This window comes from Streptomyces sp. NPDC051172, assembly GCF_040682555.1.
In the GTDB taxonomy this organism is placed as follows: Bacteria; Actinomycetota; Actinomycetes; order Streptomycetales; family Streptomycetaceae; genus Streptomyces.
This window is the reverse complement of record NZ_JBFBBE010000022.1, coordinates 73,210-95,248: the sequence shown is the minus strand read 5'-3', so window position 1 is coordinate 95,248 and position 22,039 is coordinate 73,210. Positions and strand designations below refer to the sequence as shown.

The following is a 22,039-nucleotide window of genomic DNA, read 5'->3' as shown; positions in this document are numbered from 1 at the left end:
TCTCCGGGTGCCGCCCAGAGTGCGCCGACGCACCGCGTGAGGGCCAGCGCTGTTGCCGTCATGGCAAAAAGCGGCGGCAAAAATCAGGTGCGTACGGCCGACCGTGTCACCCACGATGGCCCGATGGACGACGAACTGGTGGACAGGTTCCTCACGGACGGGTTCGTGAAGATCGAGGGGGCGTTTCCGCCACGGGTCGCCGAGGACTGCGCGCGGCTGCTGTGGAAGGAGACGGGGTACGACCTCGAGGACCCCACGACCTGGAAGGACCCGGTGGTCTGGGTGGGCGGCATGGCCCAGGGACCGTTCGCCGCTGCCGTCAACTCCCCTGTTCTGCATGAGGCGTTCGACCTGCTGGTGGGCGAGGACCGCTGGATGCCGCGCTACTCCCTGGGCAGCTTCCCGCTGCGGTTTCCGCACGAGCAGGAGCCGGACGACGCGGGCTGGCACATCGAGGGGAGCTATCTGCCCGTCGGTGTCGAGTCCCGCTGGTACCACACCAACCTGCGCTCACGCGATCGCGCCCTGCTGATGCTGTTCCTCTTCTCCGAGGTCACCGAGCAGGACGCGCCGACCCGCATCCGGATCGGTTCCCACCTCGACATACCTCCCGTCCTGGAGCCGTACGGCGAGGAGGGCGTCTCCATGCTGGAGATCGCCCCCCCAGGTCGTCGAGGCCTCCGCGCACCGCACCGTCGCACACGCGACCGGCAACCCCGGCGACGTCTACCTCTGCCACCCCTTCCTGGTCCACGCGGCACAGCCACACCACGGGACCCGTCCCCGTTTCATGGCGCAGCCGCCGCTGATGCCGGCCGTTCCCTATGAGCTGGAACGGCCGGACGGGGACTACTCGGCGGTGGAACAGGCAATCCGCCGGGGCCTGGCCAAGGAGGCCTGACCCCGAGCGGCCGGTGTCTTCAGGGGCGCGGGGCCGTGTTTGATGTGCGGCTGCCGCCGCGTGGGCGCGACCAGCCACCACGGCCCCGCAGAGCGAAACTCACCGAGTCCTACAACGGCGGGTACGCATTCTGCATGAGCTGCTGGAACTCCGCCGAGAACCAGTGCCCCGACAGCGGAGCATTCGGCAGAGCACCCGACATGTTGTTGTTGTTCCGGGCATTGCCCGTATAAGTCGGGTCGCACATGCGGTCGAAGCCCTTGCCCTCGTCGTTCGGGATCGCGGAGCTGGACCCGTCGGACTCGCCCGGAGGCTTCATCCACACGTACGCGTCGATCCCGGCCGCCGGGCTGGCCTGCGGACGCTCACCGAGGCCGGCCCCGGACTGGTTGCACCAGTTGCCGACGTGGATGCGGCGGTCGTAGCGCCCGCCGTCGACATACGCATCCACACTGGTCGTCGGACCGGGACCGGCCGGCCGGGCGGTGCCGCCCCACCCGTTCCTGGACGTGTCGATCAGCATGCCGATGCCGGAGTTGAAGCCGACGGAGACCAGTTCGTTGCGGAAGGCCTGCGCGTACGACAGCTCGTCCACGTACCGGTTCCAGTCGACCCACTTGGACTGGCGCACGGACGTGCCGTTCACCGTGTCGTTGATGGTGAAGTTGTTCTCCTTGAGGGCGCTGTAGTTCGCCGTGTTGGTGATGAAGCCCTGCACGTCGTCGACGGTCGCGCCCTCGCTGGTCGCCGCCTGCTTGAGCACGTTGGCGGAGGCCGCGAAGTTGTCGTCCCAGCCGAGCCAGCCGTGGTGGCCGGCGTCGATGTAGTTGTAGACGTTCGGGATCGCGCCGAGCTTGGCGAGCGCGTAGCCGACGCCCTTCACGTAGTTGCCGTTGGCGAGCATGGTGTCGCAGTTCGGGGTGGCGGTGGCGCGGCTGCCGGTGTTGGTGACGAGGTTGGGCAGCGAGTCGAGCTCGACCGTGGTGACGATCCGCAGCGAGCTGTACTTGCTGTCCGCAAGGATCGCCGCGATCGGGTCGATGAACTGGGTCTTGTACTTGTCGATCTCCGTCGGGCCGAGTTCGCCGTTGGAGGCGAGGGCTGAACAGTCGCGTCCGGGAAGGTCGTAGATGACGAGCTGGACGACTTCCTCGCCGCTGCCCTTCTGCTGCAGGGCCGCGTCGAGGTGGTCGCGAAGGCCCATGCCTCCGTTGACGCCGTTGATGGCGGCGATGCGGTCGAGCCACACGCCGGTGGGCTGGTTGGAGACCCTGCTGCCGCCCGGCTCCGCGGCGGCGTGCGCGGACCACTCGGGGTTCACGTACACCTTGGCGCCGGCGTACGGGTTGTCGACGCGGCCGCCCGGGTTGGTGCCGCCGCCCCCGCCGCCGCCTCCGCTGCCGTCATCGACGTTGCAGGCCACGCCGTCGAGCGTGAACGAGGCCGGCACCGCGTTGGTGCCGCTGTAGGAGCCCTGGAAGCCGAAGCTGACCGAACCGCCGGTCGCCAGCTGGCCGTTGTAGGTCTCGTTGGCGGCGGTGACGTCCGTCCCGCTCTGGGTGAGCTTGGCGTTCCAGTAGTTGGTGACCTTCTGGTTGCCTGCGTACGACCACTTCACCGCCCAACTGCTCTTGGCGGCACTGTTGTTGGTCACCGTGACGGCGGCGGTGAAGCCGGAGCCCCAGTCGTTCTGCACCTTGTAGTCGACGGTGCAGGGGACGGAGGCCGCCGAGACGTCGCCGGGGACGACGGCCGTCGCGGTCCCGGCGGTCCCGGCGACCAGCGCCAGGGCGGCGAGTAACGCTGTTCTGGTACGACTCATGAGTGCGGGTTTCCTTCTCCGGATTCGGGAATTGCGGATACGGGACTTACGGGTTGACGGCGCGCAGGTGATCGCGCAGCCCGGTGCCGTACGACGTGGGGGTTCCGTCGTAGTTGGAGATCAGGGAGGGACCGGAGGAGCAGTCCCAGGTGTTCCAGGTCCAGCCGAGATAGGACAGGCCCCGGTCGTCGAACCACTTCATGACCTGGTCCACGAAGGAGTGCGAGCAGGTGTTCTCGCCGATCTCCCCGGCCACCAGCGGCACCTGGGCCGCGACCGGGGCGAGGGTGGAGTTCCAGCAGCTCTCATTCGTGCAGGCGTTGAAGTTGTAGACGTGGTAGGCGGCGACCAGATTGCCCGTCGGGTCGGTGGGCTTGTACGACAGCCACTGGCCGAGGTCGTTCGAGTACGCCAGACCGCCGGCCATGACGACGTTCTTGGCGCCGGTGCCGCGCACGGCGTCGACGAGGTCCTGCATCCCGGCGACCTGGTAGCCGATGCCGGGGCAGGTGCCTCCGTCCTTCCAGCACTGCCACGCCTGGGTGGTGGTGGAGGTCGCCCGGTCCGGATACGGCTCGTTGAACAGGTCGAACACGACCGCCGGGTCGGACTTGAAGGTGCTCGCCACCGACGACCAGAACGAGGGCGAGTACTGCATGTCGGGCATCGGCTTCTGGCAGGTGGCGTGCACGTCGGAGCAGCCCGCCGAGTTGCCGGTGTACTGGCCGTAGGTCCAGTGCAGATCGAGGATCGGCGTCAGGCCGTGCGCCTCCGCCTTCGCCACCAGGTCCTTGACTGCGGCTGTGTAGTTGGCGCCCGCGTACTCGGGCTTGATGTCGGAAAGACCGAGCCAGCACTCCTCGTTGAGCGGAATGCGGACGGCGTTCGCCTTCCAGTCGGCGATCGCCTTGATCGCGGCGTCGTCGACCGGTCCGTCCCACAGGCCCCGGCCCTGCACGCACATGAACTCGCCGCCGGACCGGTTGACGCCGAGCAGCCGCCGGGTCCTGCCGTCGGCGTCCACGAGCTTGTTCCCCAAGACATGCAGTGCGGGTGCGGTACCACCGGCAGGCGGCTCGGTCGGCGGCGGGGACGGTTCCGTATCGACGTTGCACGTCGTCCCGTTGAGCTCGAACGACGTCGGTACGGCGTTCGTCCCCGACCAGGAGGCGAGGAAACCGGCGCTGACGCTCGCGCCGGTGGCCAGCGAGCCGTTGTAGCTCTCGTTGGCCGCGGTCACCGTCGTACCGGACTGGGACCACTTGGCGTTCCAGCCCTGGCTGACCTTCTGACCGTTCGCAAAGTCGAAGCTCACGCTCCAACTGCTCATGGCCGCCGTGTTGTTGGTGATCTTCACGGCACCCTGGAAGCCGTTGGCCCACTGGCTGGTGACGGAGTACTCCACCGAGCAGGCGGGGGCGGCTCCCTGTGCCGTGACGACCGGTGCGACCGCCGTGCCCAGCAGGGACACGGCGGCAGCAACAAGTAAAAGACCTGAACGCGGGGGGTGTCGCATGAGCGACTCCTTGCAGTTCGGGCGCGCCGTGACGGACGCGTCGACTGATGGAATCGCTCCCACTGGTGTCCATGAAGCTAGCGCCAAGTGACAGCAAAGGACAGGGGAGTCACAGACTTTCCTGACTTTCCCTCAGCTGAGACGCGTCGAATCTTTTCGACTCTTCAAGCACCTTGACCACCCCCACCCCCGTCCCCACTATGGGAGCGCTCCCACTGGTTCAAGGCTTGTTGCTCCTCCCCTCCCCCACTCTCTTCCGAGCCGCAAGGAGGAACCAGCACATGCAGCCCAGAAGGAGACGCAACCCTGCACGGCGGTTGTGGACCGCCGTGGTGGCGGCCCTCGCCCTTCCGCTCACCATGCTCGGCACCGGCACAACTCCCGCTCATGCCGCGGCACTTCAGTGCAGTGTCGACTACAAGACCAACGACTGGGGCTCCGGCTTCACCGCGGATCTGACGCTCACCAACCGCGGCACGGACGCCATCGACGGCTGGACCCTGACGTACGCCTACAGCGGCAACCAGAGGCTCAGCAACGGGTGGAACGGCACCTGGACCCAGTCGGGCCAGTCGGTCACCGTGAAGGACGCCGGGTACAACGCGAAGATCGCCGCGGGTGCCGCGGTCTCCACCGGCGCGCAGTTCAGCTACAGCGGCACCAACACCGCCCCCACCAGCTTCGCGATCAACGGCACCACCTGCGCCGGCGCGCACCAGCCGCCGGTCACCGTGCTGACCAGCCCCACCGCGGGCGCGGTCTACACGCAGGGAGACGCGGTGCCGCTCGCGGCCACCGCCGCCGCGGCCGACAACGCGACGATCAGCAAGGTCGAGTTCTACGACGACACGACTCTGCTGGGCACGGACACCAGTGCGCCCTTCACGCTCTCCGCCTCCGGCTTGACCGTGGGCAGTCATTCGCTGGTGGCGAAGGCGTACGACAGCCTGGGCGCGTCGGCGTCGTCGACGCCGGTCGGGATCACGGTCGCCTCGGGTCCCGCCGTGGTGGCCTCGCCGACCCAACTGGGCGTCCAGCAGAGCAAGTCGGGCACGTACGCGGTGAAGCTGTCGACGCAGCCGAGCGCCGATGTCACCGTGACGACGGCCCGGGCGAGCGGCAATTCCGGTCTGTCGGTGACCGGCGGCGCGACGCTCACCTTCACGCCCGCCAACTGGAGCACCGCCCAGAACGTGACCGTCACCGCCGACTCCTCCGGCACCGGCTCGGCGTCCTTCGAGTCGACGGCGACGGGTTACACGAAGGCAGCGGTCACGGTCACCGAGCTGGCGGCCCAGAAGGCGTACGACGCACGTTTCCTGGACCTCTACGGCAAGATCACCAACCCGGCGAACGGCTACTTCTCCCCCGACGGCATCCCCTACCACTCGGTGGAGACGCTTATCGTCGAGGCGCCGGACCAGGGTCACGAGACCACGTCGGAGGCCTACAGCTATCTGCTGTGGCTGCAGGCGATGTACGGCAAGGTCACCGGTGACTGGTCCAAGTTCAACGGCGCGTGGGCCCTCATGGAGAAGTACATGATCCCCACCCACGCCGACCAGCCGACCAGCTCCTTCTACAACGCCTCCAAGCCGGCGACGTACGCGCCCGAGCTGGACACCCCGAACGAGTACCCGGCGAAGCTCGACACGTCGGTCCCGGTCGGCTCCGATCCGATCGCCGGCGAGCTGAAGAGCGCCTACGGCACGGACGACGTGTACGGCATGCACTGGCTGCAGGACGTCGACAACGTCTACAGCTACGGCAACACGCCGGGCGGCACCTGCGAGGGCGGTCCGACGGCGAAGGGCCCGTCGTACATCAACACCTTCCAGCGCGGGCCGCAGGAGTCGGTGTGGGAGACGGTGCCGCAGCCGACGTGCGACGCCTTCAAGTACGGGGGCACGAACGGGTACCTGGACCTGTTCACCGGTGACAACTCCTACTCCAAGCAGTGGAAGTTCACCGACGCCCCGGACGCCGACGCACGTGCCGTGCAGGCCGCGTACTGGGCGGACGTGTGGGCCAAGCAGCAGGGCAAGGGCAGTGACGTCTCCGCGACCGTCGGCAAGGCCGCGAAGATGGGCGACTACCTGCGCTACGCCATGTACGACAAGTACTTCAAGAAGATCGGCAACTGTGTCGGTCCGTCCACCTGCCCGGCCGGCACCGGCAAGGACGCCTCCGACTACCTGCTGTCCTGGTACTACGCCTGGGGCGGCGCCACGGACACCAACGCGGGCTGGGCCTGGCGCATCGGCTCCAGTCATGTGCACGGCGGCTACCAGAACCCCCTGGCCGCGTACGCGCTGAGCTCCTACGTCGACCTGAAGCCCAAGTCCTCGACGGGAGCGTCCGACTGGGGCACCTCCCTCACCCGGCAGCTGGAGTTCTACCGCTGGCTGCAGTCCAGCGAGGGCGCCATAGCGGGCGGTGCGACCAACAGCTGGGCGGGCCGTTACGCGACCCCGCCGGCCGGTACGTCGACCTTCTACGGCATGTACTACGACTGGGAGCCCGTCTACCACGACCCGCCGTCCAACCAGTGGTTCGGCTTCCAGGCGTGGTCGATGGAGCGGGTCGCCGAGTACTACCAGCAGACGGGGAACGCGCAGGCCAAGGCGATCCTCGACAAGTGGGTCAAATGGGCGCTGTCCAAGACCACGATCAACCCGGACGGCACCTATCTGATTCCGGCCACGCTGCAGTGGTCGGGCCAGCCCGACACCTGGAACGCGTCGAGTCCCGGCTCCAACAGCGGACTTCACGTCACGGTCGCCGACTACACCAATGACGTCGGGGTGGCGGCCGCGTACGCCAAGACCTTGACGTACTACGGCGCCAAGTCCGGTGACGCCACGGCCAAGTCGACGGCGAAGGCGCTGCTGGACGGCATGTGGAACAACTACCAGGACAGCCTGGGCATCGCTGTGCCGGAGACACGCACCGACTACAGCCGGTTCGCCGACAGCGTGTACGTGCCGAGCGGCTGGAGCGGCAAGATGCCGAACGGCGACGCGATCAACTCGTCGTCGACGTTCAGCTCGCTCAGGTCGTTCTACAAGAACGACCCCGCCTGGTCGAAGATCCAGGCGTATCTGGCCGGTGGGGCGGCGCCGTCGTTCACGTATCACCGGTTCTGGGCCGAGGCGGACATTGCCATGGCCATGGGCTCGTATGCGGAGCTTCTGGAATAGATGCTCCGCTGGTCGGGCGGACTTTGACTGCGGGTCCGTTGTGGTTGGTCGCGCCCACGCGGCGGTAGCCGCAGATTCAGCACAGCCCCGCGCCCTGACGGGCGCTCCCGCACCGCCCGGTTTCTCGGAGCCGCCGGGCGGCCCCCACCCGCACTGGGGGCCGCCCGGCACCCGCACGTGCCCCGGATGGAAGGACCCCACCGTGCGAAGAACCCGCATCCTCACTGCCGTGCTGACGCTCGCCGCCGGGCTGTTGGCGGGCTCCCCGCCCGCGCTCGCCACCGACACCCCGAAAGTGCAGCTTGCCGCAGACATGTACACCTGGAAGAACGCCCGGATCGACGGGGGAGGTTTCGTCCCCGGCATCGTCTTCAATCGCAGCGAGAAGAACCTGGCCTACGCCCGCACCGACATCGGTGGGGCCTATCGCTGGCAGGAGTCGACCAAGACCTGGACGCCGTTGCTGGACTCGGTCGGCTGGGACGAGTGGGGGCACACGGGGGTGGTGAGCCTGGCCTCCGACTCCGTCGATCCGAACAAGGTGTACGCAGCCGTCGGGACGTACACGAACAGCTGGGACCCTACGAACGGTGCCGTGCTGCGGTCCTCCGATCGCGGTGCCGACTGGCAGAAGACGGACCTGCCGTTCAAGCTGGGCGGCAACATGCCCGGCCGGGGCATGGGCGAGCGGCTCGCGATCGACCCGAACAAGGACAGCGTGCTGTACCTGGGTGCGCCCAGCGGCAAGGGGCTGTGGCGGTCGACGGACTCCGGTGTGACCTGGTCGCAGGTGACCGACTTTCCCAACGTCGGCAATTACGTGCAGGATCCGAGCGACACCAGCGGCTACGCCTCCGACAACCAGGGGATCGTCTGGGTCACCTTCGACGAGTCGACCGGTGCGTCCGGTACGGCGACGAAGACCATCTACGTCGGGGTCGCCGACAAGGACAACGCGGTGTACCGCTCGACGGACGCGGGCGCCAGCTGGACCCGGCTGGCCGGGCAGCCGACGGGATATCTGGCGCACAAGGGTGTCCTGGATGCGAAGAACGGCTATCTGTATCTGGCCTACAGCGACAAGGGCGGTCCCTACGACGGCGGCAAGGGCCGACTGTGGCGGTACGCGACCGCGACCGGCACCTGGACCGACATCAGCCCTGTCGCCGAGGCCGACACGTCCTACGGCTTCAGCGGCCTGACCGTCGACCGGCAGCATCCCGGCACCGTCATGACGACCGCCTACAGCTCCTGGTGGCCCGACACGCAGATCTTCCGCTCCACCGACAGCGGCGGCACCTGGACGAAGGCGTGGGACTACACGTCGTACCCGGGCCGCTCGAACCGCTACACCATCGACGTCTCGTCATCGCCCTGGCTGACCTTCGGCGCGAACCCCTCACCTCCCGAACAGGCCCCGAAACTGGGCTGGATGACGGAGTCGCTGGAGATCGACCCGTTCGACTCGGACCGGATGATGTACGGCACGGGGGCGACGCTCTACGGCACCGAGAACCTCACCAAGTGGGACAGCGGGGGCCAGTTCACCGTGAAGCCCATGGTGCAGGGGCTGGAGGAGACGGCCGTCAACGACCTCGTCTCTCCCCCGTCGGGCGGCGCCCAGCTGTTCAGCGCACTCGGTGACATCGGCGGCTTCCGGCACACGGACCTGACCAAGGTCCCCTCGATGATGTTCACCTCGCCGACCTTCACCACGACGACCGGCCTCGACTTCGCGGAGACCGACCCGAACACGGTCGTGCGGGTCGGCGACCTCGACTCCGGTCCGCACATCGCGTTCTCGACGGACAACGGGGCCAACTGGTTCGCGGGGACGGATCCTTCGGGTGTGTCGGGCGGCGGGACGGTGGCCGCCGCCTCGGACGGCAGCCGGTTCGTGTGGAGCCCGGCGGGCACCGGTGTGCAGTACACGACCGGCTTCGGTACGTCCTGGGCCGCGTCGAGCGGCATCCCGGCAGGTGCGACCGTCGAGGCCGACCGCGTCGACGCGAAGACCTTCTACGGCTTCAAGTCCGGGCGGTTCTACGTGAGTTCGGACGGCGGCGCGACCTTCAGCGCGTCCTCCGCCACCGGCCTCCCCGGCGGCGACAGCGTGCGCTTCAAGGCGCTGCCCGGCGCGAAGGGTGACGTCTGGCTCGCGGGTGGCACCGCCGACGGCGCGTACGGGCTGTGGCACTCCACGGACGGCGGGGCGAGCTTCACCAGGCTGTCGAACGTCGAGCAGGCCGACACCATCGGCTTCGGCAAGGCGGCGACGGGGGCCTCGTACCAGACCCTCTACACCAGCGCGAAGATCGGCGGCGTGCGCGGCATCTTCCGCTCGACCGACAAGGGCGCGACCTGGACCCGCATCAACGACGACGCCCACCAGTGGGGCAGGACGGGCGCGGCGATCACCGGTGACCCGCGGGTCTACGGACGGGTGTACGTCTCCACCAACGGCCGCGGCGTCGTCTACGGCGACACCTCCGACACGGGCGGAGGCGGCGACAACGGCGGCGGTGGCGGCACGGGCCCGACGCCGACCGGTGCCTGCAGGGCGACGTACAAGATCACCAATCAGTGGTCGGGCGGCTTCCAGGCCGACGTGCAGCTCACCAATACGGGCTCGAGTGCCTGGAGCGGCTGGTCACTCGGCTGGACGTTCCCGGACGGCCAGAAGATCACCCAACTGTGGAACGCCGACCACACCCAGTCGGGCGCGGCGGTGACGGTGAAGAACCTGAGCTGGAACGGCACGGTGGCGGCCGGTTCGTCCGTGGGCTTCGGGTTGACGGGGAGCTGGTCGGGGTCGAACACCGAACCGACCGCGTTCGAGCTGGGCGACCAGAGCTGCACGGTCGGCTGACTGGGCCGAACGGTTGCCGGTAGTGATCCTCGAGTTGCGGAGCGCAGAGGGCCACCTGAATCTGATTGAACCTGATCAAGGAAGGTCCGGTCCCACATGCCCGTCGAAAGGACAGTGATGTCGCAGCGCACACGCAAATCGACCCGCTCCCGTGTCGCGGCGGTCCTCGCCGCTCCCGTAATCGCCCTGACCCTCATGGCGCCGAGCGCCTCTGCGGCTCCGGCGCCCTCCAAGTGCGAAGGAACAATCCACATCTCTCTCCTGGGCCACCAGACGTGCGTCTCGGCCAAGGGCGACAACGACGACCAGCATGGCGGGCTCTCGGGCCTGCTGGGCGTCGTGACCGGTCTCCTGGGCGGCCTTTTGGGTGGCGTCCTGGGTGGCTGAAGCCGGCCCGGTGAGGCGGTCGCCCGCGATCGGCGGGCCCCCCCCGCGCGGGGGCGGGGGGCCCCCGCCCGGGGGCCCCCCCCCGCCTCCGTGTCACGGTGTGCGGATCGTCGGCCTCGGTGGCGTCGCCATCCCGTCGCCGATGAAGAAGCCCGGGCGCGGCGGTTGGTTGTGGGCGGTGTTCTGCCAGGCCAGTGCCGTGTTCCTGGCGCCGGTCGCCGAGGATGTCCCCCGACAGGGACGGCGTCGCCTCGGTGCCGTTGTCGGAGTGGACGCCTGAGCCGGTCGGCAGTCGGGGGTCGGGGTCGGGGGTCGGGGGTCGGGGTCGGGGGTCGGGGGTCGGGGGTCGGACGAATTGTCGCCGTGGCCGGGGCGGGACGGATCCAGGTCAACCACATGCATGGCGTCGCCGTGACCGTTCCGGGTGGTCCACAGGCCACTGCCGGAGTTGGTGTCGAAGGTCCGGCGGGTGCGGGCACCGCCCCGCCAGTCCCAGGCGGGGATCACCGTTCGGGTGCAGTAGCCGCGGGCCATGCCGAGCGAGGGGCGGGAGCCGTCCAGGTACGCCGTGCCGGCGAGGAGGCGGCCCACCCGGTTGTCGTAGGAGTCGCCCCACGAGGACACCGTGCCGCGGGCAGGGACGTGGTCGACGGTCTGCATCGCCTTGCTGTAGTCGTTCCCCGCCCCGTCGACCGTGCCGTCCGCGGATGGGCCTCCAGATGAGAACGGACCGGTTCTGTCCCCTCAGTCGCCGCCACTTTGCGTTAAGTTGCCATATCTCACGGCCAGTTGGGCCACCGTGCGGGCGATCCGTTCGCGCAGTTCGAGCGGCTGGAGCACCTCGATGTCAGTGCCCAGACGCAGGAACTCGCCGTGGGCGTGCTCGACGGACTCGATGGGGACCGTGGCGAGGGTCCAGCCGTCGTCGTCCGTACGGCCGGCGACCGCCCTCGGCAGCCGCACGCCGGGCGCCAGCCGGACCAGCGCCTCGCCGCGGTAGAGCCGGTCGTGGAAGTCGCGCTGGTACGCCGTCCAGTAGGCGGCCAGGTCGAAGCCGTCCGGGCGGGTGAACTCCTCTTCGGAGGCGGCGAGTTGGAGGATCTGGTCGACGCGGAAGGTACGGGGGCCGGGGCCCGCGACGACGTACCAGCGGCCGGCCTTCAGCACCAGTCCGTACGGCTCCAGGCGGCGCTCCACGTCGGTGGGTTCGGCCCAGCGGCGGTACAGGACGTTCAGGACACGGCTGTTCCACACCGCGTCGGCCACCGCCGGCAGATACGGCGCCTCCTCGGCGTCCGCGTACCAGCCGGGGGCGTCGAGGTGGAAGCGGCCGCTGATCCGGTCGGCGTGCGCGCGCAGCTCCGGCGGCAGCGCGGCACGGACCTTGAGCTGGGCGGCGGCGAGCACCGAGCCGAGGCCCAGCTCCGCGGCCGGGCCGGGCGCACCGGCGAGGAAGAGGGCCTCGGCCTCGTCGGCGGTGAGGCCGGTCAGACGGGTCCTGTAGCCGTCGAGCAGACGGTAGCCGCCGGCGTGGCCCGCGTCGCCGTACAGCGGGACGCCCGCGGCGCCCAGTGCCTCGACGTCCCGGTAGACGGTGCGGACCGAGACCTCCAGCTCCTCGGCGAGCTGGGCGGCGGTCATCCGGCCCCGGGTCTGGAGCAGGAGCAGGATCGAGACGAGTCGGGCGGACTTCACTGACACAGGATGTCAGTGAAGTCGCCCTAGCGTCCTGTCCATGCCCTTCACGGAGAAGTTCCTGACCGTGCCACCGCCCGTCGAGGTGGCCGGCCGGCTGATCAAGCGTTACCACGTCACCGCCGACCCGGCCGGCATCGCACCCGACGTGGAGAAGGCGGCGTACGCGGTCCTGCCGGAGCTGCTGCCGGAGCCGGACGGCACTCCGCCTGCGACGTTCGTCGTCGTTCACAGGGGAAACGACGACGGCGCCTACATCAACGCCTACAGCTGGGTGTGGGACAACGTCCTGCACTACGCGAACGCCGCCGCGGGACAGCCGGTGATCGGCTGCCCCGACCACGACCCGACCCATTTCGTCAGGCCCGAACTCCCGTGGGTCGGCTGCGTCTTCGAGCTGCCGCCGATCCAGCACGAACGGGATGCCTGGGTACGGCACATGCTCGTGCCCGAAGTCCCGGACCTGGACGCCTACCTGTCCGACTCCCTGCCCGCAGGAACCACTGGAGAGCGCTCATGAGCAGCCCGCACGACTTCGACTTCTTCGCCGGCGAGTGGCAGGTCACGCACCGTCGCCGCACCGACTTCCTCGACCCGGACAGTGACTGGGTGCAGTTCCCGGGCACCAGCTGGTGCCGGCCGCTGTTCGACGGGGCCGCGAACATCGACGAGATCGACATGCCGTACCTCGGCGCGAAGGGGCTGACCCTGCGCCTGTTCGACGTGGAGCGCGAGGAGTGGTCGCTGAACTGGTCCTCCAGCCGCAGCGGCCAGCTCTTCCCACCCGTTTTCGGGCGCTTCGACGGCGACCGCGGCGAGTTCTACGGGGACGACACACACGACGGCAAGGACGTGCGGGTGCGGTTCGTCTGGGCGGGCGTGTCCCCCACCTCCGCGCACTGGGAGCAGGCGTTCTCCGTCGACGGCGGGGAGACCTGGGTGACCAACTGGACCATGGACTTCAGTCGGCCGCCGGCCTCCTGAAGGCCCGGAGGCTGAACTCCGGGTCGGCGCGCGGCCGTTCCTGGTCGGGCAGCGCCTGCAGCCGTGCGACGAAGCGTTCGGTGAGCGGGTCGCCGGGCGGCAGCTGGGTGAACCAGCCGCGTCGAAGATCGGCGGCCGTGCGGCTGGGGCTGCGGCCCTGACCGCGGCCCGGGAAACGGGCCTGCCCCGCCGGGTGCAGACGGTGCGCGGCGGCGTACGACTCCACGAGCGGGGCGGCGTCCGGGGCCGGGCGGCGCGGGCGCGGGGCGAGGACGGCGTCGATGTCGCTGCCGACGTCGTGCGCGGCGGCCTTGTCGACGGTGGTGACGTACACGCCGCCGGGTTTCAGGACGCGGGCGCACTCGGCGACGACGGTGCGGACGTCCTCGGGTTCGTCGAGGAGGTGCAGCAGCCAGACGCTGGTGACGGCGTCGAACGTCCCGTCACGGAACGGCAGTCGGCGGCTGTCGGCCAGCAGGACGCAGCCGGGCAGGCGCCGGGCGGCCATCCGGGCCATGCCGTACGTGAGGTCGGCGCCCGTCACCCGGGTGGCGGGCCGCGCGGCCGCGAGACGCCGGGTGACGATCCCGGTGCCGCAGCCGACGTCGAGGAGCCGCTCTATGGCTGCCGGGAGCAGGCCGAGAACGGCGTCGGCGGCGGCCGCGGCTCTCGGCTCGCCGCCGCGGGTGGCGTCGTAGGCGTCGGCTTCCTTGTCGTAGTCGAGCACGCGGGTCAGTGTGCCCCGTGGGCCGGTGCGAGTTCCTCGACCCTTTGGGCGAGGCCGAAGTCGAGTTCGGTGACCTTGCCGCCCGCGCTGTGCGTGTTCACCGACAGGGAGACGGTGTTGTAGCCGAGGGTGAGGTCGGAGTGGTGGTCGAGCTCGTCCTGCACCTGGGCGATGTGGATGACCATCGCGGTGGCGGCGAAGTGCGAACCGAGCCGGTAGGAGCGGGTGAGCCGGTCGTCGTCGACCGCCCAGCCCGGCAGCTCGGCCAGTCGGTCCTCGATCTCCTTCAGCGACAGGGGTTCGACGGGCATGGGCTCGCTCCTTCCTCGGCACCGGGTGCTTCTTCAGCGTGCCACAGCGACTGTCCGCGGTCCTGGTCAGAAGGGTTCCCGGGGGCGGGCCGGAGAACCCTCCGGAACGGCTGCCCCCTCACCCCTGGTGCAGGCGCTCAGCCGCCAGGTCGTCCGCGATCGCGGCGATCGTGGGCCTGCCTTCGACCCGCTCGACCCACTCGTGCGGCAGGCCGACGTCTCCGTGCACGGCGCCGAGGAGGTTGCCGCAGATGGAGCCGGTGGAGTCGCTGTCACCCGAGTGGTTGACGGACAGCAGCAGGGCCTCCTTGACGTCCGGCTCGACGAGCGCGCAGTAGACACCCATCGCGAGGGCCTGCTCGGCGACCCAGCCCGCACCGAGGGACTGGAGCTTCTCCGCGGTCGGCGAACCCTGGGCGGCCAAGTCGAGTGCCCCCTCCAGGGCGGCCGTCGTCTCCTCGTGGCCGGGGTGGCGGGCCAGCAGCCGCAGCGTGCGCAGTACCGCTCCAGGGAGTCCCCGTCCACGACGTACGCCACGATCGCGGCCAGCGCGCCCGCCGCGTAGTAGCCGGTGGGGTGGCCGTGGGTGATCTGAGCGCCGCGGGCGGCCATCGCGAAGGCCCCGTCGGCGGAGTTGATCAGGCCGAAGGGGGCCGAGCGCATCACGGTGCCGCAGCCCTTGGAGTCGGGGTTGACCCGGCCCGGCCTGCCGTCCAGCTTGAGCATCGGGTCGGGGTGGTACTTCTGGGCGACCCCGGAGAGGCAGGCGTTGCCGGGCGCGCGGCGGGAGTACAGCCAAGCCTCGTCGATCAGACCGCCCGTGGCGGCGCCGCCCTGCTCCGGGCCCGGCTTCGACTGGGTCTCCAGCCAGCGCTCGTACGCCTGGAGCAGCATGTGCGACCAGGCACCTCCGATGCCCCTCATCCGCTCCCGGGCGTGCGCCTGGATCAGGGCCTCGACGGTGAACAGCGTCATCTGCGTGTCGTCGCTGACCAGGCCCAGCGCACCGTACGCACCGGGCACGAACCCGGTCACCCCGCGTTCGCCGTGGAGGGCACGGATACGGTCCAGGGAGTTGAACTCGACGGGATAGCCGAGGGCGTCACCGATCGCCCCGCCCAGCAGACAGCCGCGCACTCGGGCGCGGTACACCGCGGCGATCTCCAGGGTCGGCTTCAACGGCCAGGTCATCTGCTGCACTCCTCGACTACGGTCGTACGCATGACCATTGTCGCGACCGGAACCGCCGCTCCCACGACCGGCCCCCCCGACAAGACCGTCGGCCCCCTGCTGAGGGCCTGGCGCGAGCGCCGCCGGGTCAGTCAGCTGGAGCTGGCGCTGCGGGCCGATTCCTCGGCGCGGCACATCAGTTTCATCGAGACGGGCCGTTCGCGGCCGAGCGAGGAGATGGTGCTCAGGCTCGCCGAGCACCTCGACGTCCCCGTGCGCGAGCGCAACTCCCTGTTGCTGGCGGCCGGTTACGCGCCGCACTACCCGGAGACCCCGCTCGACGCGCCCGAGCTGGACGCCCTGCGCCAGGGCATGGAACGCCTCATCCAGTGCTACGAGCCCTACCCGGCGTTCGTCGTGGACTCGGTGTACGACGTGGTCGCGGCCAACCGGGGCATGACGATGTTCCTGGAGGGCGTCGCACAGGAACTGCTCGAACCCCCGCTGAACGCCATGCGGTTGACGCTGCACCCGGAGGGCCTCGCACCGCGCATCCGCAACCTCCCTCAATGGCGGGGGCATCTGCTGGCCCAGATGGAACGGGAGATCGCCCTGCACCGCTCCGCACCACTGCGGGCGCTGTACGAGGAGGTGGCCGCCTATCCGGTGCCGCAGCAGAAGCACGGCCACCACCCCGAACCGGCGGACCCCGTCCCTTACTTCGCGCTTCCGATGCAGATCGAGCACGAGGGCCGGACGCTGTCCTTCGTCTCGTCCATCTCCACCTTCAACACGCCCATGGACGTCACGGTCGCCGAGCTGGCCATCGAGACGCTCCTTCCGGCCGACCCGGCGACGGTCAAGTACCTCCAGTCGCTGATGCCCTGACGGACGTCCACCGGACGGCCCGCGTGGCGAGCACCTCACCACGGAACCCGTGAGACTGGCGGCGGAACATGACACACTGCTGCGCGGTTACTTCGGCCCGTAGGGGAGGCGTGGCGTGAGTGAGCGGCGTCCCGCGCCCACCGTGGGACAGGTGGTGCTCGGCAGGCGCCTGCAGGAACTGCGGGAGGCGGCCCGGCTCAAGCGTGAGGAGGCCGCACGCGTCCTGCGGGTGGCCCCCGCGACCGTACGGCGGATGGAGATGGCCGAGGTCGCCCTGAAGATTCCGTACGTCCAGGTGCTGCTGGAGACGTACGGCGTCCCGGACGACGAGGCGGCTGCGTTCGTCGCCCTGGCCGAGGAGGCCAACCGGCCGGGCTGGTGGCAGCGCTTCCACGACGTGCTTCCGGACTGGTTCAGCCTGTATGTGAGCCTTGAGGGCGCCGCCGGCATCATCCGCTCCTACGAGCCGCACTTCGTGCCGGGGCTGCTGCAGACCGAGGACTACGCACGTGCGGTGATGGAGGCGGGCACGGTCGGGCAGACCGGTCCGGAGACCATCGACCGGCATGTGTCGCTGCGGATGGCGCGGCAGCGTCTGCTGGACCGCCCGGATCCGCCCCACCTGTGGGTGATCATGGACGAAACGGTTTTGCGGCGCCCGGTGAGCACACACGGCGAGGTGATGCGCGAGCAGCTGGACAAGCTGCTGGAGTTCGCCGAGCGGGACCGGGTCACGCTGCAGATCGCCGAGTTCAAGGACGGCCCCCACCCGGGGACGTACGCGCCCTTCACACTGTTCCGCTTCGACGAGCCCGAGCTGCCCGACATGGTCTTCACCGAATACCTGACCGGCGCCCTGTACCTCGACTCGCGCAAGGAGGTCTCCGCGCATCTGGAGGTCCTCGACCACATGACGGCGCGGGCCGCGTCGGCCCAGCGTACGAAGAAGATCCTGCGGGAGCACCGCGAGGACTTCTGAGCCACCCACTACACCTGTCCGACCGGAGGAGAAGACCGCGCATGACCGGATCCGACGCCGCACCGCAGATCGACACCAGCCGGCCGCACCCCGCCCGCGTGTACGACTGGTTGCTGGGCGGCAAGGACAACTACCCGGTGGACGAGGAGCTGGCCCGGAAGATCCTCGCCGTGGACAACAGCGCGGTGCGCGGGGCGCGGGCCAACCGGCGGTTCATGCACCGGGCCGTCCGCACCGTCGCCGAGGCCGGGATCCGCCAGTTCCTGGACATCGGCACGGGCATCCCCACCGAGCCCAATCTGCACCAGGTGGCACAGGCCGTGGCGCCGGAGTCCCGGGTGGTGTACGCGGACAACGACCCGATCGTGCTGCGGCACGCCCAGGCACTGCTGCGCGGCTCCGAGGAGGGCCGCACGGAGTATGTGCACGCGGACGTGCGGGACATCGACACCCTTCTGCGGCAGGCCGCCGAGACGCTGGACTTCGCACAGCCGGTCGCGCTGTCGCTGGTGGCGCTGACCCACTACCTGGACGACGACGTCCACGACCTCCTGGCGAAGTACGTCGCGGCGCTCGCCCCGGGCAGCCATCTGATCCTTTCGCAGGTCACCCCCGACCTCAATCCGGAGGCCATCGCGAAGGCGGCAGGTGCCTTCCGCGCGAGCGGCACCCCGCTCTTCCCCCGCTCGATCACGGACTTCCAGCGCTTCTTCGAGGGCCTGGAGCTGCTCGGCCCCGGCGTGATCCCGGTGACCGGGTGGCGGCCGGAGGCCGAGGACGTGGCGGCGCAGAAGGAAGGCGTCGTTCCGGTGTACGCGGGGGTCGCCCGCAAGCCCTGACGTCGTGCCGTAGCACCCGTACGGGCGCCATGAACAGGTGCGTTCCCCCGGCCGCCCCTAGCGTCGAAGCACAGGGTGAGCAAGGGAGCGACGCAGGTGGACGACACGCGAATACCGCCCGCCGAGCCGGGAGCGGCGCTGCTTCGCGCAGGACGCTTCTTCCGGCCCGGAGCCACCGCCCCCGACCTGCGCAGCGTCGCGCTCACCGGCGGACGGGCCACCTGTCGGTGGGCCCCGGCCGAGGACGAACCCCGCGGCTGCCCGCGCGAGGCCGCCTTCTCCTGTACAGCTACTCGCCGACCCGGATGCGTTACCGGTATGGCCCGTCGCCGCCCGCGCCGGGGCCAGGACTCGGGACGCAGGCGGCTGCCGCTGGTGCCGGTGGAGAACTTCCACGCCCCGCGCGGACGCCGGACCACGGATGAGACCAAGGAGATCTGATGCCCTCGGACGCCGTGCTGTACCAGGCGGCAGCGCTCTGCCTGACCTATCCCGACGCCGACTTCCGCGCCCGGCTGCCCCTGCTGCGCGAAGCGGCCCCGCAGCTACGGGAGTTCACCGACCACGCGGCCCTCACCCCGCCCGGGGAACTGGCCGCCCACTACCTCCAGGTCTTCGACTTCAAGAACCGGCACAGCCTCCATCTCAGCTGGTGGCAGGACGGGGACACCCGGCGGCGCGGCATGTCGCTGGTCCGCTTCAAGGACGTCTACCGCGCCGCCGGCCTGGAGTTCACCGGCGAGGAACTGCCGGACTTCCTGCCCGCGGTGCTGGAGTGCGCGGCCCGCACCGGCGACACGGACCTCCTCACGGAACACCGCGAGGGCCTCGGCCGGCTCCGGGCCCGGCTCACCGACCTCGGTACCCCGTACGCGTCCGTCCTGGACGCCATATGCGCCACCCTGCCGATCCCCCACACGGAGGTTCGCTCATGACCACGCTCCTGTGGGGCGTTCTGCCGTACGTGGCCTTCGCCCTGCTCGTCGCCGGCCTGATCTGGCGCTACCGCTACGACAAGTACGGCTGGACCACGCGTTCGTCGCAGGAGTCCGAGTCGAAACTGCTGGACATCGCCTCCCCGGCCTTCCACTACGGCATCCTCTTCGTGCTGACGGGCCACCTGGTGGGCCTGTTCGTCCCACGGTCGTGGACCGACTCGATCGGCGCCCGCGAGCACACGTACCATCTGTTCTCGCTCTACGGCGGCACGGTGGCCGGCGCGCTCGCCGTCGCCGGGATCCTGCTGCTCATCCACCGCCACCGCACGCACGCCCCGGTGTTCCGGGCGACGACCGTGAACGACAAGCTCATGTACGTCGTCCTGATCGCCGCCATCTGGATGGGCATGGCCGCCAAGCTCACCCATGTGTCCGGCGACGGCTACAACTACCGTGCGTCCATTGCCCCTTGGGCCCGCAGTCTGTTCACGCTCCAGCCGAGGACCGACCTGATGGAGGGCGTGCCGGTGCTGTACCGGGCCCACGCGACGATCGGCATGGCGCTGATCGCCCTGGTGCCGTACACCCGCCTGGTCCACATGTTCAGCGCACCGGTGCAGTACCTGCTCCGCCCGTATGCGGTGTACCGCAGCCGCGACCCCAGGCAACCGGGGCCGCGGCCGGAGCGGCGGGACCGGGAGCGGACCGGCGTGTGACGGCTATGCCGCGCCGCCCTTCGTGTCGCGGTCCTCGTCGACGATCTCGGCGTCGACCACGCCCTCCTCGTCCTGCGGCGAGGTGTGCTGTTCGGTGCCGCTGCCGGAGGCGCCCGGGTCGGCCTGGGCGTACATGGCCTGGCCCATCTTCTGGCTGACGGTGCCGAGTTTCTCGACGCCGGTGCGCAGCTCGTTGGTGTCCGCGTTGCGTTCCAGCAGGTCCTTGAGTTCCGTCGCCGCCGTCTCCACCTCCGACCTGGTGTCGGCGGGGATCCGCTCCTCGTTCTCCCGGATGAACTTCTCGGTCTGGTAGACGAGTTGTTCGGCCTGGTTGCGGGTCTCGGCGGCCTCGCGGCGCTTGCGGTCCTCCTCGGCGTACTGCTCGGCCTCCCGCATCATCCGGTCGATGTCGTCCTTGGGGAGCGCCGAGCCGCCGGTCACCGTCATCTTCTGTTCGCGGCCGGTGGCGAGGTCCTTGGCCGACACATGCATGATGCCGTTGGCGTCGATGTCGAAGGCGACCTCGATCTGCGGGACCCCGCGCGGGGCCGGGGGCAGACCCGTGAGGTCGAAGACACCCAGCTTCTTGTTGTACGCGGCGATCTCGCGCTCGCCCTGGTACACCTGGATGCCCACCGAGGGCTGGTTGTCGGTGGCCGTGGTGAAGATCTCCGATCGCCGGGTCGGGATGGTCGTGTTGCGTTCGATCAGCTTCGTCATGATGCCGCCCTTGGTCTCGATGCCGAGGGACAGCGGGGTGACGTCGAGGAGCAGCACGTCCTTGACGTCGCCGCGGATGACGCCGGCCTGGAGGGCCGCGCCCACGGCCACGACCTCGTCGGGGTTGACACCCTTGTGCGGGTCCTTGCCGGTGAGCTCCTTGACCAGGTCGGTGACCGCGGGCATCCGGGTCGAGCCGCCGACGAGGATGACGTGGTCGACCGCGGACAGCTTGATGCCGGCGTCCTTGACCGCCTGGTGGAAGGGGTTCTTGCAGCGGTCGAGGAGATCGGCGGTGAGCTCCTGGAACTGGGCACGGGTCATCTTCTCGTCGAGGTGCAGCGGCCCCTCGGCGGAGGCGGTGATGTAGGGGAGGTTGATCGTCGTCTCGGACGAGCTGGACAGCTCGATCTTGGCCTTCTCTGCGCCCTCGCGCAGCCGCTGCACGGCCATCTTGTCGCCCGCGAGGTCGACACCGTACTGCCCCTTGAACTTCTTGACGAGGTGCTCGACGATCCGCTGGTCCCAGTCGTCGCCGCCCAGGTGTGTGTCGCCGTTGGTCGCCTTGACCTCGATGACGCCGTCGCCGATCTCCAGCAGCGACACGTCGAAGGTGCCGCCGCCGAGGTCGAAGACCAGCACGGTCTGCTCCTCGCCGCGGTCGAGGCCGTAGGCGAGGGCGGCGGCCGTCGGCTCGTTGATGATCCGCAGGACCTTCAGGCCCGCGATCTCCCCGGCCTCCTTGGTCGCCTGCCGCTGGGAGTCGTCGAAGTACGCCGGTACGGTGATCACCGCGTCCGTGACGTCCTCGCCGAGGTAGGACTCCGCGTCCCGCTTCAGCTTCTGCAGCACCCGCGCGGACAGCTCCTGCGCCCGGTAGCGGGTGCCGTCCACGGAACCCTGTTCGGGGAAGCGCCAGCTCGCGTCGCCCATGTGCCGCTTCACGGAGCGGGCGGTCCGCTCCACGTTGGTCACGGCCTGCCTTTTCGCTACCTCCCCGACGAGCACCTCGCCGTTCTTGGCGAAGGCCACGACCGACGGTGTGGTCCTGGCCCCCTCCGCATTCGCGACGACGGTGGGTTCGCCGCCCTCCAGGACGGCCACCACCGAGTTCGTGGTCCCCAGATCGATCCCGACCGCACGTGCCATCTCCGTCCCCTTCCGCCAGGGCACTCCTCACACACCAGCACAAAACTTGAGTGCGCTGTTGTCAATGCCGCGTACTCCGGGTACCCGGAAACGACGGTGCCGCGCCCCCTGTCCCGGGGGGGGGGGGCCCCCCGGGCTGCACGGAGCCGGGGGGGGGTCGGGGGCGATCGGCCCCCACGGGTTGGTGGGTGGGGGGGTTTGCAGGGGGGACCGGGCGGTGGTGTTTGG

General features: G+C 69.6%; 17 protein-coding genes and 3 pseudogenes. 12 read left to right on the top strand and 8 right to left on the bottom strand.

Going from position 1 to position 22,039, the window contains the following annotated elements; all coding sequences use genetic code 11:
* Positions 1 to 123: 123 nt before the first annotated feature.
* Positions 124 to 901 (top strand): annotated as a pseudogene (locus AB0N07_RS16280) (phytanoyl-CoA dioxygenase family protein).
* Between the two features lie 109 nt (positions 902 to 1,010).
* Here AB0N07_RS16280 and AB0N07_RS16275 read toward each other — a convergent pair.
* Both AB0N07_RS16275 and AB0N07_RS16270 read right to left on the bottom strand, forming a co-directional pair.
* A complete protein-coding gene (locus AB0N07_RS16275; protein WP_365835351.1) occupies positions 1,011 to 2,723 on the bottom strand; it encodes a glycoside hydrolase family 6 protein in 1,713 nt (570 codons plus the stop codon).
* A 46-nt stretch (positions 2,724 to 2,769) separates the two neighbouring features.
* Positions 2,770 to 4,239, bottom strand: a complete 1,470-nt coding sequence (locus tag AB0N07_RS16270; protein WP_365835349.1) for a cellulase family glycosylhydrolase — start codon at positions 4,237 to 4,239, stop codon at positions 2,770 to 2,772.
* A 281-nt stretch (positions 4,240 to 4,520) separates the two neighbouring features.
* On the opposite strand from AB0N07_RS16270, the gene AB0N07_RS16265 reads away from it, so the two are divergent.
* The 3 genes from AB0N07_RS16265 to AB0N07_RS16255 all read left to right on the top strand — a co-directional run bounded on the left by AB0N07_RS16265 (position 4,521) and on the right by AB0N07_RS16255 (position 10,695).
* Entirely contained in the window at positions 4,521 to 7,439 is a 2,919-nt protein-coding gene (locus AB0N07_RS16265) for a glycoside hydrolase family 48 protein (RefSeq protein ID WP_365835347.1), read from the top strand.
* Between the two features lie 202 nt (positions 7,440 to 7,641).
* On the top strand, positions 7,642 to 10,308 hold the full coding sequence (locus AB0N07_RS16260; RefSeq protein WP_365835345.1) for a cellulose binding domain-containing protein: 2,667 nt from the start codon (positions 7,642 to 7,644) through the stop codon (positions 10,306 to 10,308).
* 117 nt (positions 10,309 to 10,425) lie between these two features.
* Complete coding sequence (locus AB0N07_RS16255) at positions 10,426 to 10,695, top strand: hypothetical protein (RefSeq protein WP_344398114.1); 270 nt, start codon at positions 10,426 to 10,428, stop codon at positions 10,693 to 10,695.
* A 93-nt stretch (positions 10,696 to 10,788) separates the two neighbouring features.
* Here the strand turns inward: AB0N07_RS16255 and AB0N07_RS16250 are convergent.
* Both AB0N07_RS16250 and AB0N07_RS16245 read right to left on the bottom strand, forming a co-directional pair.
* Positions 10,789 to 11,358: pseudogene (locus AB0N07_RS16250) on the bottom strand (hypothetical protein); the annotation flags it as partial.
* Positions 11,359 to 11,439: 81 nt separating this feature from the next.
* Positions 11,440 to 12,390 carry a YafY family protein gene (locus AB0N07_RS16245; RefSeq protein ID WP_365835343.1) on the bottom strand — a complete coding sequence of 317 codons (951 nt, stop codon included), beginning with the start codon at positions 12,388 to 12,390 and terminating at the stop codon, positions 11,440 to 11,442.
* A gap of 40 nt (positions 12,391 to 12,430) precedes the next feature.
* On the opposite strand from AB0N07_RS16245, the gene AB0N07_RS16240 reads away from it, so the two are divergent.
* Both AB0N07_RS16240 and AB0N07_RS16235 read left to right on the top strand, forming a co-directional pair.
* Positions 12,431 to 12,910, top strand: a complete 480-nt coding sequence (locus AB0N07_RS16240) for a hypothetical protein (protein ID WP_365835341.1) — start codon at positions 12,431 to 12,433, stop codon at positions 12,908 to 12,910.
* A complete protein-coding gene (locus tag AB0N07_RS16235) occupies positions 12,907 to 13,374 on the top strand; it encodes a hypothetical protein (protein ID WP_365835339.1) in 468 nt (155 codons plus the stop codon). Before AB0N07_RS16240 ends, AB0N07_RS16235 begins: the two co-directional genes overlap by 4 nt.
* Here AB0N07_RS16235 and AB0N07_RS16230 read toward each other — a convergent pair.
* The 3 genes and pseudogenes from AB0N07_RS16230 to AB0N07_RS16220 all read right to left on the bottom strand — a co-directional run bounded on the left by AB0N07_RS16230 (position 13,352) and on the right by AB0N07_RS16220 (position 15,603).
* The gene (locus AB0N07_RS16230; protein ID WP_365835337.1) at positions 13,352 to 14,101 is read right to left on the bottom strand and encodes a class I SAM-dependent methyltransferase; all 750 of its coding nucleotides are present in this window, start codon (positions 14,099 to 14,101) and stop codon (positions 13,352 to 13,354) included. The two genes, AB0N07_RS16235 and AB0N07_RS16230, sit on opposite strands and share 23 nt — an antisense overlap.
* Before the next feature lie 5 nt (positions 14,102 to 14,106).
* On the bottom strand, positions 14,107 to 14,412 hold the full coding sequence (locus AB0N07_RS16225; RefSeq protein WP_365835335.1) for a 4a-hydroxytetrahydrobiopterin dehydratase: 306 nt from the start codon (positions 14,410 to 14,412) through the stop codon (positions 14,107 to 14,109).
* Positions 14,413 to 14,530: 118 nt separating this feature from the next.
* Positions 14,531 to 15,603 (bottom strand): annotated as a pseudogene (locus tag AB0N07_RS16220) (ADP-ribosylglycohydrolase family protein).
* A gap of 30 nt (positions 15,604 to 15,633) precedes the next feature.
* Between AB0N07_RS16220 and AB0N07_RS16215 the strand changes: the two are divergent.
* From AB0N07_RS16215 to narI, 6 genes are all read left to right on the top strand, one after another.
* Complete coding sequence (locus AB0N07_RS16215) at positions 15,634 to 16,470, top strand: helix-turn-helix transcriptional regulator (RefSeq protein ID WP_365835333.1); 837 nt, start codon at positions 15,634 to 15,636, stop codon at positions 16,468 to 16,470.
* 115 nt (positions 16,471 to 16,585) lie between these two features.
* The gene (locus tag AB0N07_RS16210) at positions 16,586 to 17,449 is read left to right on the top strand and encodes a helix-turn-helix transcriptional regulator (protein ID WP_365835331.1); all 864 of its coding nucleotides are present in this window, start codon (positions 16,586 to 16,588) and stop codon (positions 17,447 to 17,449) included.
* 41 nt (positions 17,450 to 17,490) lie between these two features.
* On the top strand, positions 17,491 to 18,288 hold the full coding sequence (locus AB0N07_RS16205; protein WP_365835329.1) for an SAM-dependent methyltransferase: 798 nt from the start codon (positions 17,491 to 17,493) through the stop codon (positions 18,286 to 18,288).
* 96 nt (positions 18,289 to 18,384) lie between these two features.
* Positions 18,385 to 18,729, top strand: coding sequence for a hypothetical protein (locus AB0N07_RS16200; protein WP_365835327.1), 345 nt, complete (start codon positions 18,385 to 18,387; stop codon positions 18,727 to 18,729).
* Entirely contained in the window at positions 18,729 to 19,223 is a 495-nt protein-coding gene (gene narJ / locus AB0N07_RS16195; RefSeq protein WP_365835325.1) for a nitrate reductase molybdenum cofactor assembly chaperone, read from the top strand. Before AB0N07_RS16200 ends, narJ begins: the two co-directional genes overlap by 1 nt.
* Positions 19,220 to 19,942: a respiratory nitrate reductase subunit gamma gene (gene narI, locus AB0N07_RS16190; RefSeq protein WP_365835323.1), complete on the top strand. Its 723-nt coding sequence runs from the start codon at positions 19,220 to 19,222 to the stop codon at positions 19,940 to 19,942. Before narJ ends, narI begins: the two co-directional genes overlap by 4 nt.
* Before the next feature lie 3 nt (positions 19,943 to 19,945).
* On the opposite strand, the gene dnaK is transcribed toward narI, so the two are convergent.
* Positions 19,946 to 21,811 carry a molecular chaperone DnaK gene (gene dnaK, locus AB0N07_RS16185; RefSeq protein WP_365835321.1) on the bottom strand — a complete coding sequence of 622 codons (1,866 nt, stop codon included), beginning with the start codon at positions 21,809 to 21,811 and terminating at the stop codon, positions 19,946 to 19,948.
* Positions 21,812 to 22,039 lie beyond the last annotated feature (228 nt).

Bases quoted from the DNA above. Each gene is read 5' to 3' on its own strand.
- AB0N07_RS16205 (WP_365835329.1), top strand. From the start codon at position 17,491: ATGACCGGATCCGACGCCGCACCGCAGATCGACACCAGCCGGCCGCAC.
- AB0N07_RS16240 (WP_365835341.1), top strand. From the start codon at position 12,431: ATGCCCTTCACGGAGAAGTTCCTGACCGTGCCACCGCCCGTCGAGGTG.
- AB0N07_RS16265 (WP_365835347.1), top strand. From the start codon at position 4,521: ATGCAGCCCAGAAGGAGACGCAACCCTGCACGGCGGTTGTGGACCGCC.
- AB0N07_RS16215 (WP_365835333.1), top strand. From the start codon at position 15,634: ATGACCATTGTCGCGACCGGAACCGCCGCTCCCACGACCGGCCCCCCC.
- dnaK (WP_365835321.1), bottom strand. From the start codon at position 21,811: ATGGCACGTGCGGTCGGGATCGATCTGGGGACCACGAACTCGGTGGTG.
- narJ (WP_365835325.1), top strand. From the start codon at position 18,729: ATGCCCTCGGACGCCGTGCTGTACCAGGCGGCAGCGCTCTGCCTGACC.
- AB0N07_RS16235 (WP_365835339.1), top strand. From the start codon at position 12,907: ATGAGCAGCCCGCACGACTTCGACTTCTTCGCCGGCGAGTGGCAGGTC.
- narI (WP_365835323.1), top strand. From the start codon at position 19,220: ATGACCACGCTCCTGTGGGGCGTTCTGCCGTACGTGGCCTTCGCCCTG.
- AB0N07_RS16275 (WP_365835351.1), bottom strand. From the start codon at position 2,723: ATGAGTCGTACCAGAACAGCGTTACTCGCCGCCCTGGCGCTGGTCGCC.
- AB0N07_RS16225 (WP_365835335.1), bottom strand. From the start codon at position 14,412: ATGCCCGTCGAACCCCTGTCGCTGAAGGAGATCGAGGACCGACTGGCC.
- AB0N07_RS16255 (WP_344398114.1), top strand. From the start codon at position 10,426: ATGTCGCAGCGCACACGCAAATCGACCCGCTCCCGTGTCGCGGCGGTC.
- AB0N07_RS16270 (WP_365835349.1), bottom strand. From the start codon at position 4,239: ATGCGACACCCCCCGCGTTCAGGTCTTTTACTTGTTGCTGCCGCCGTG.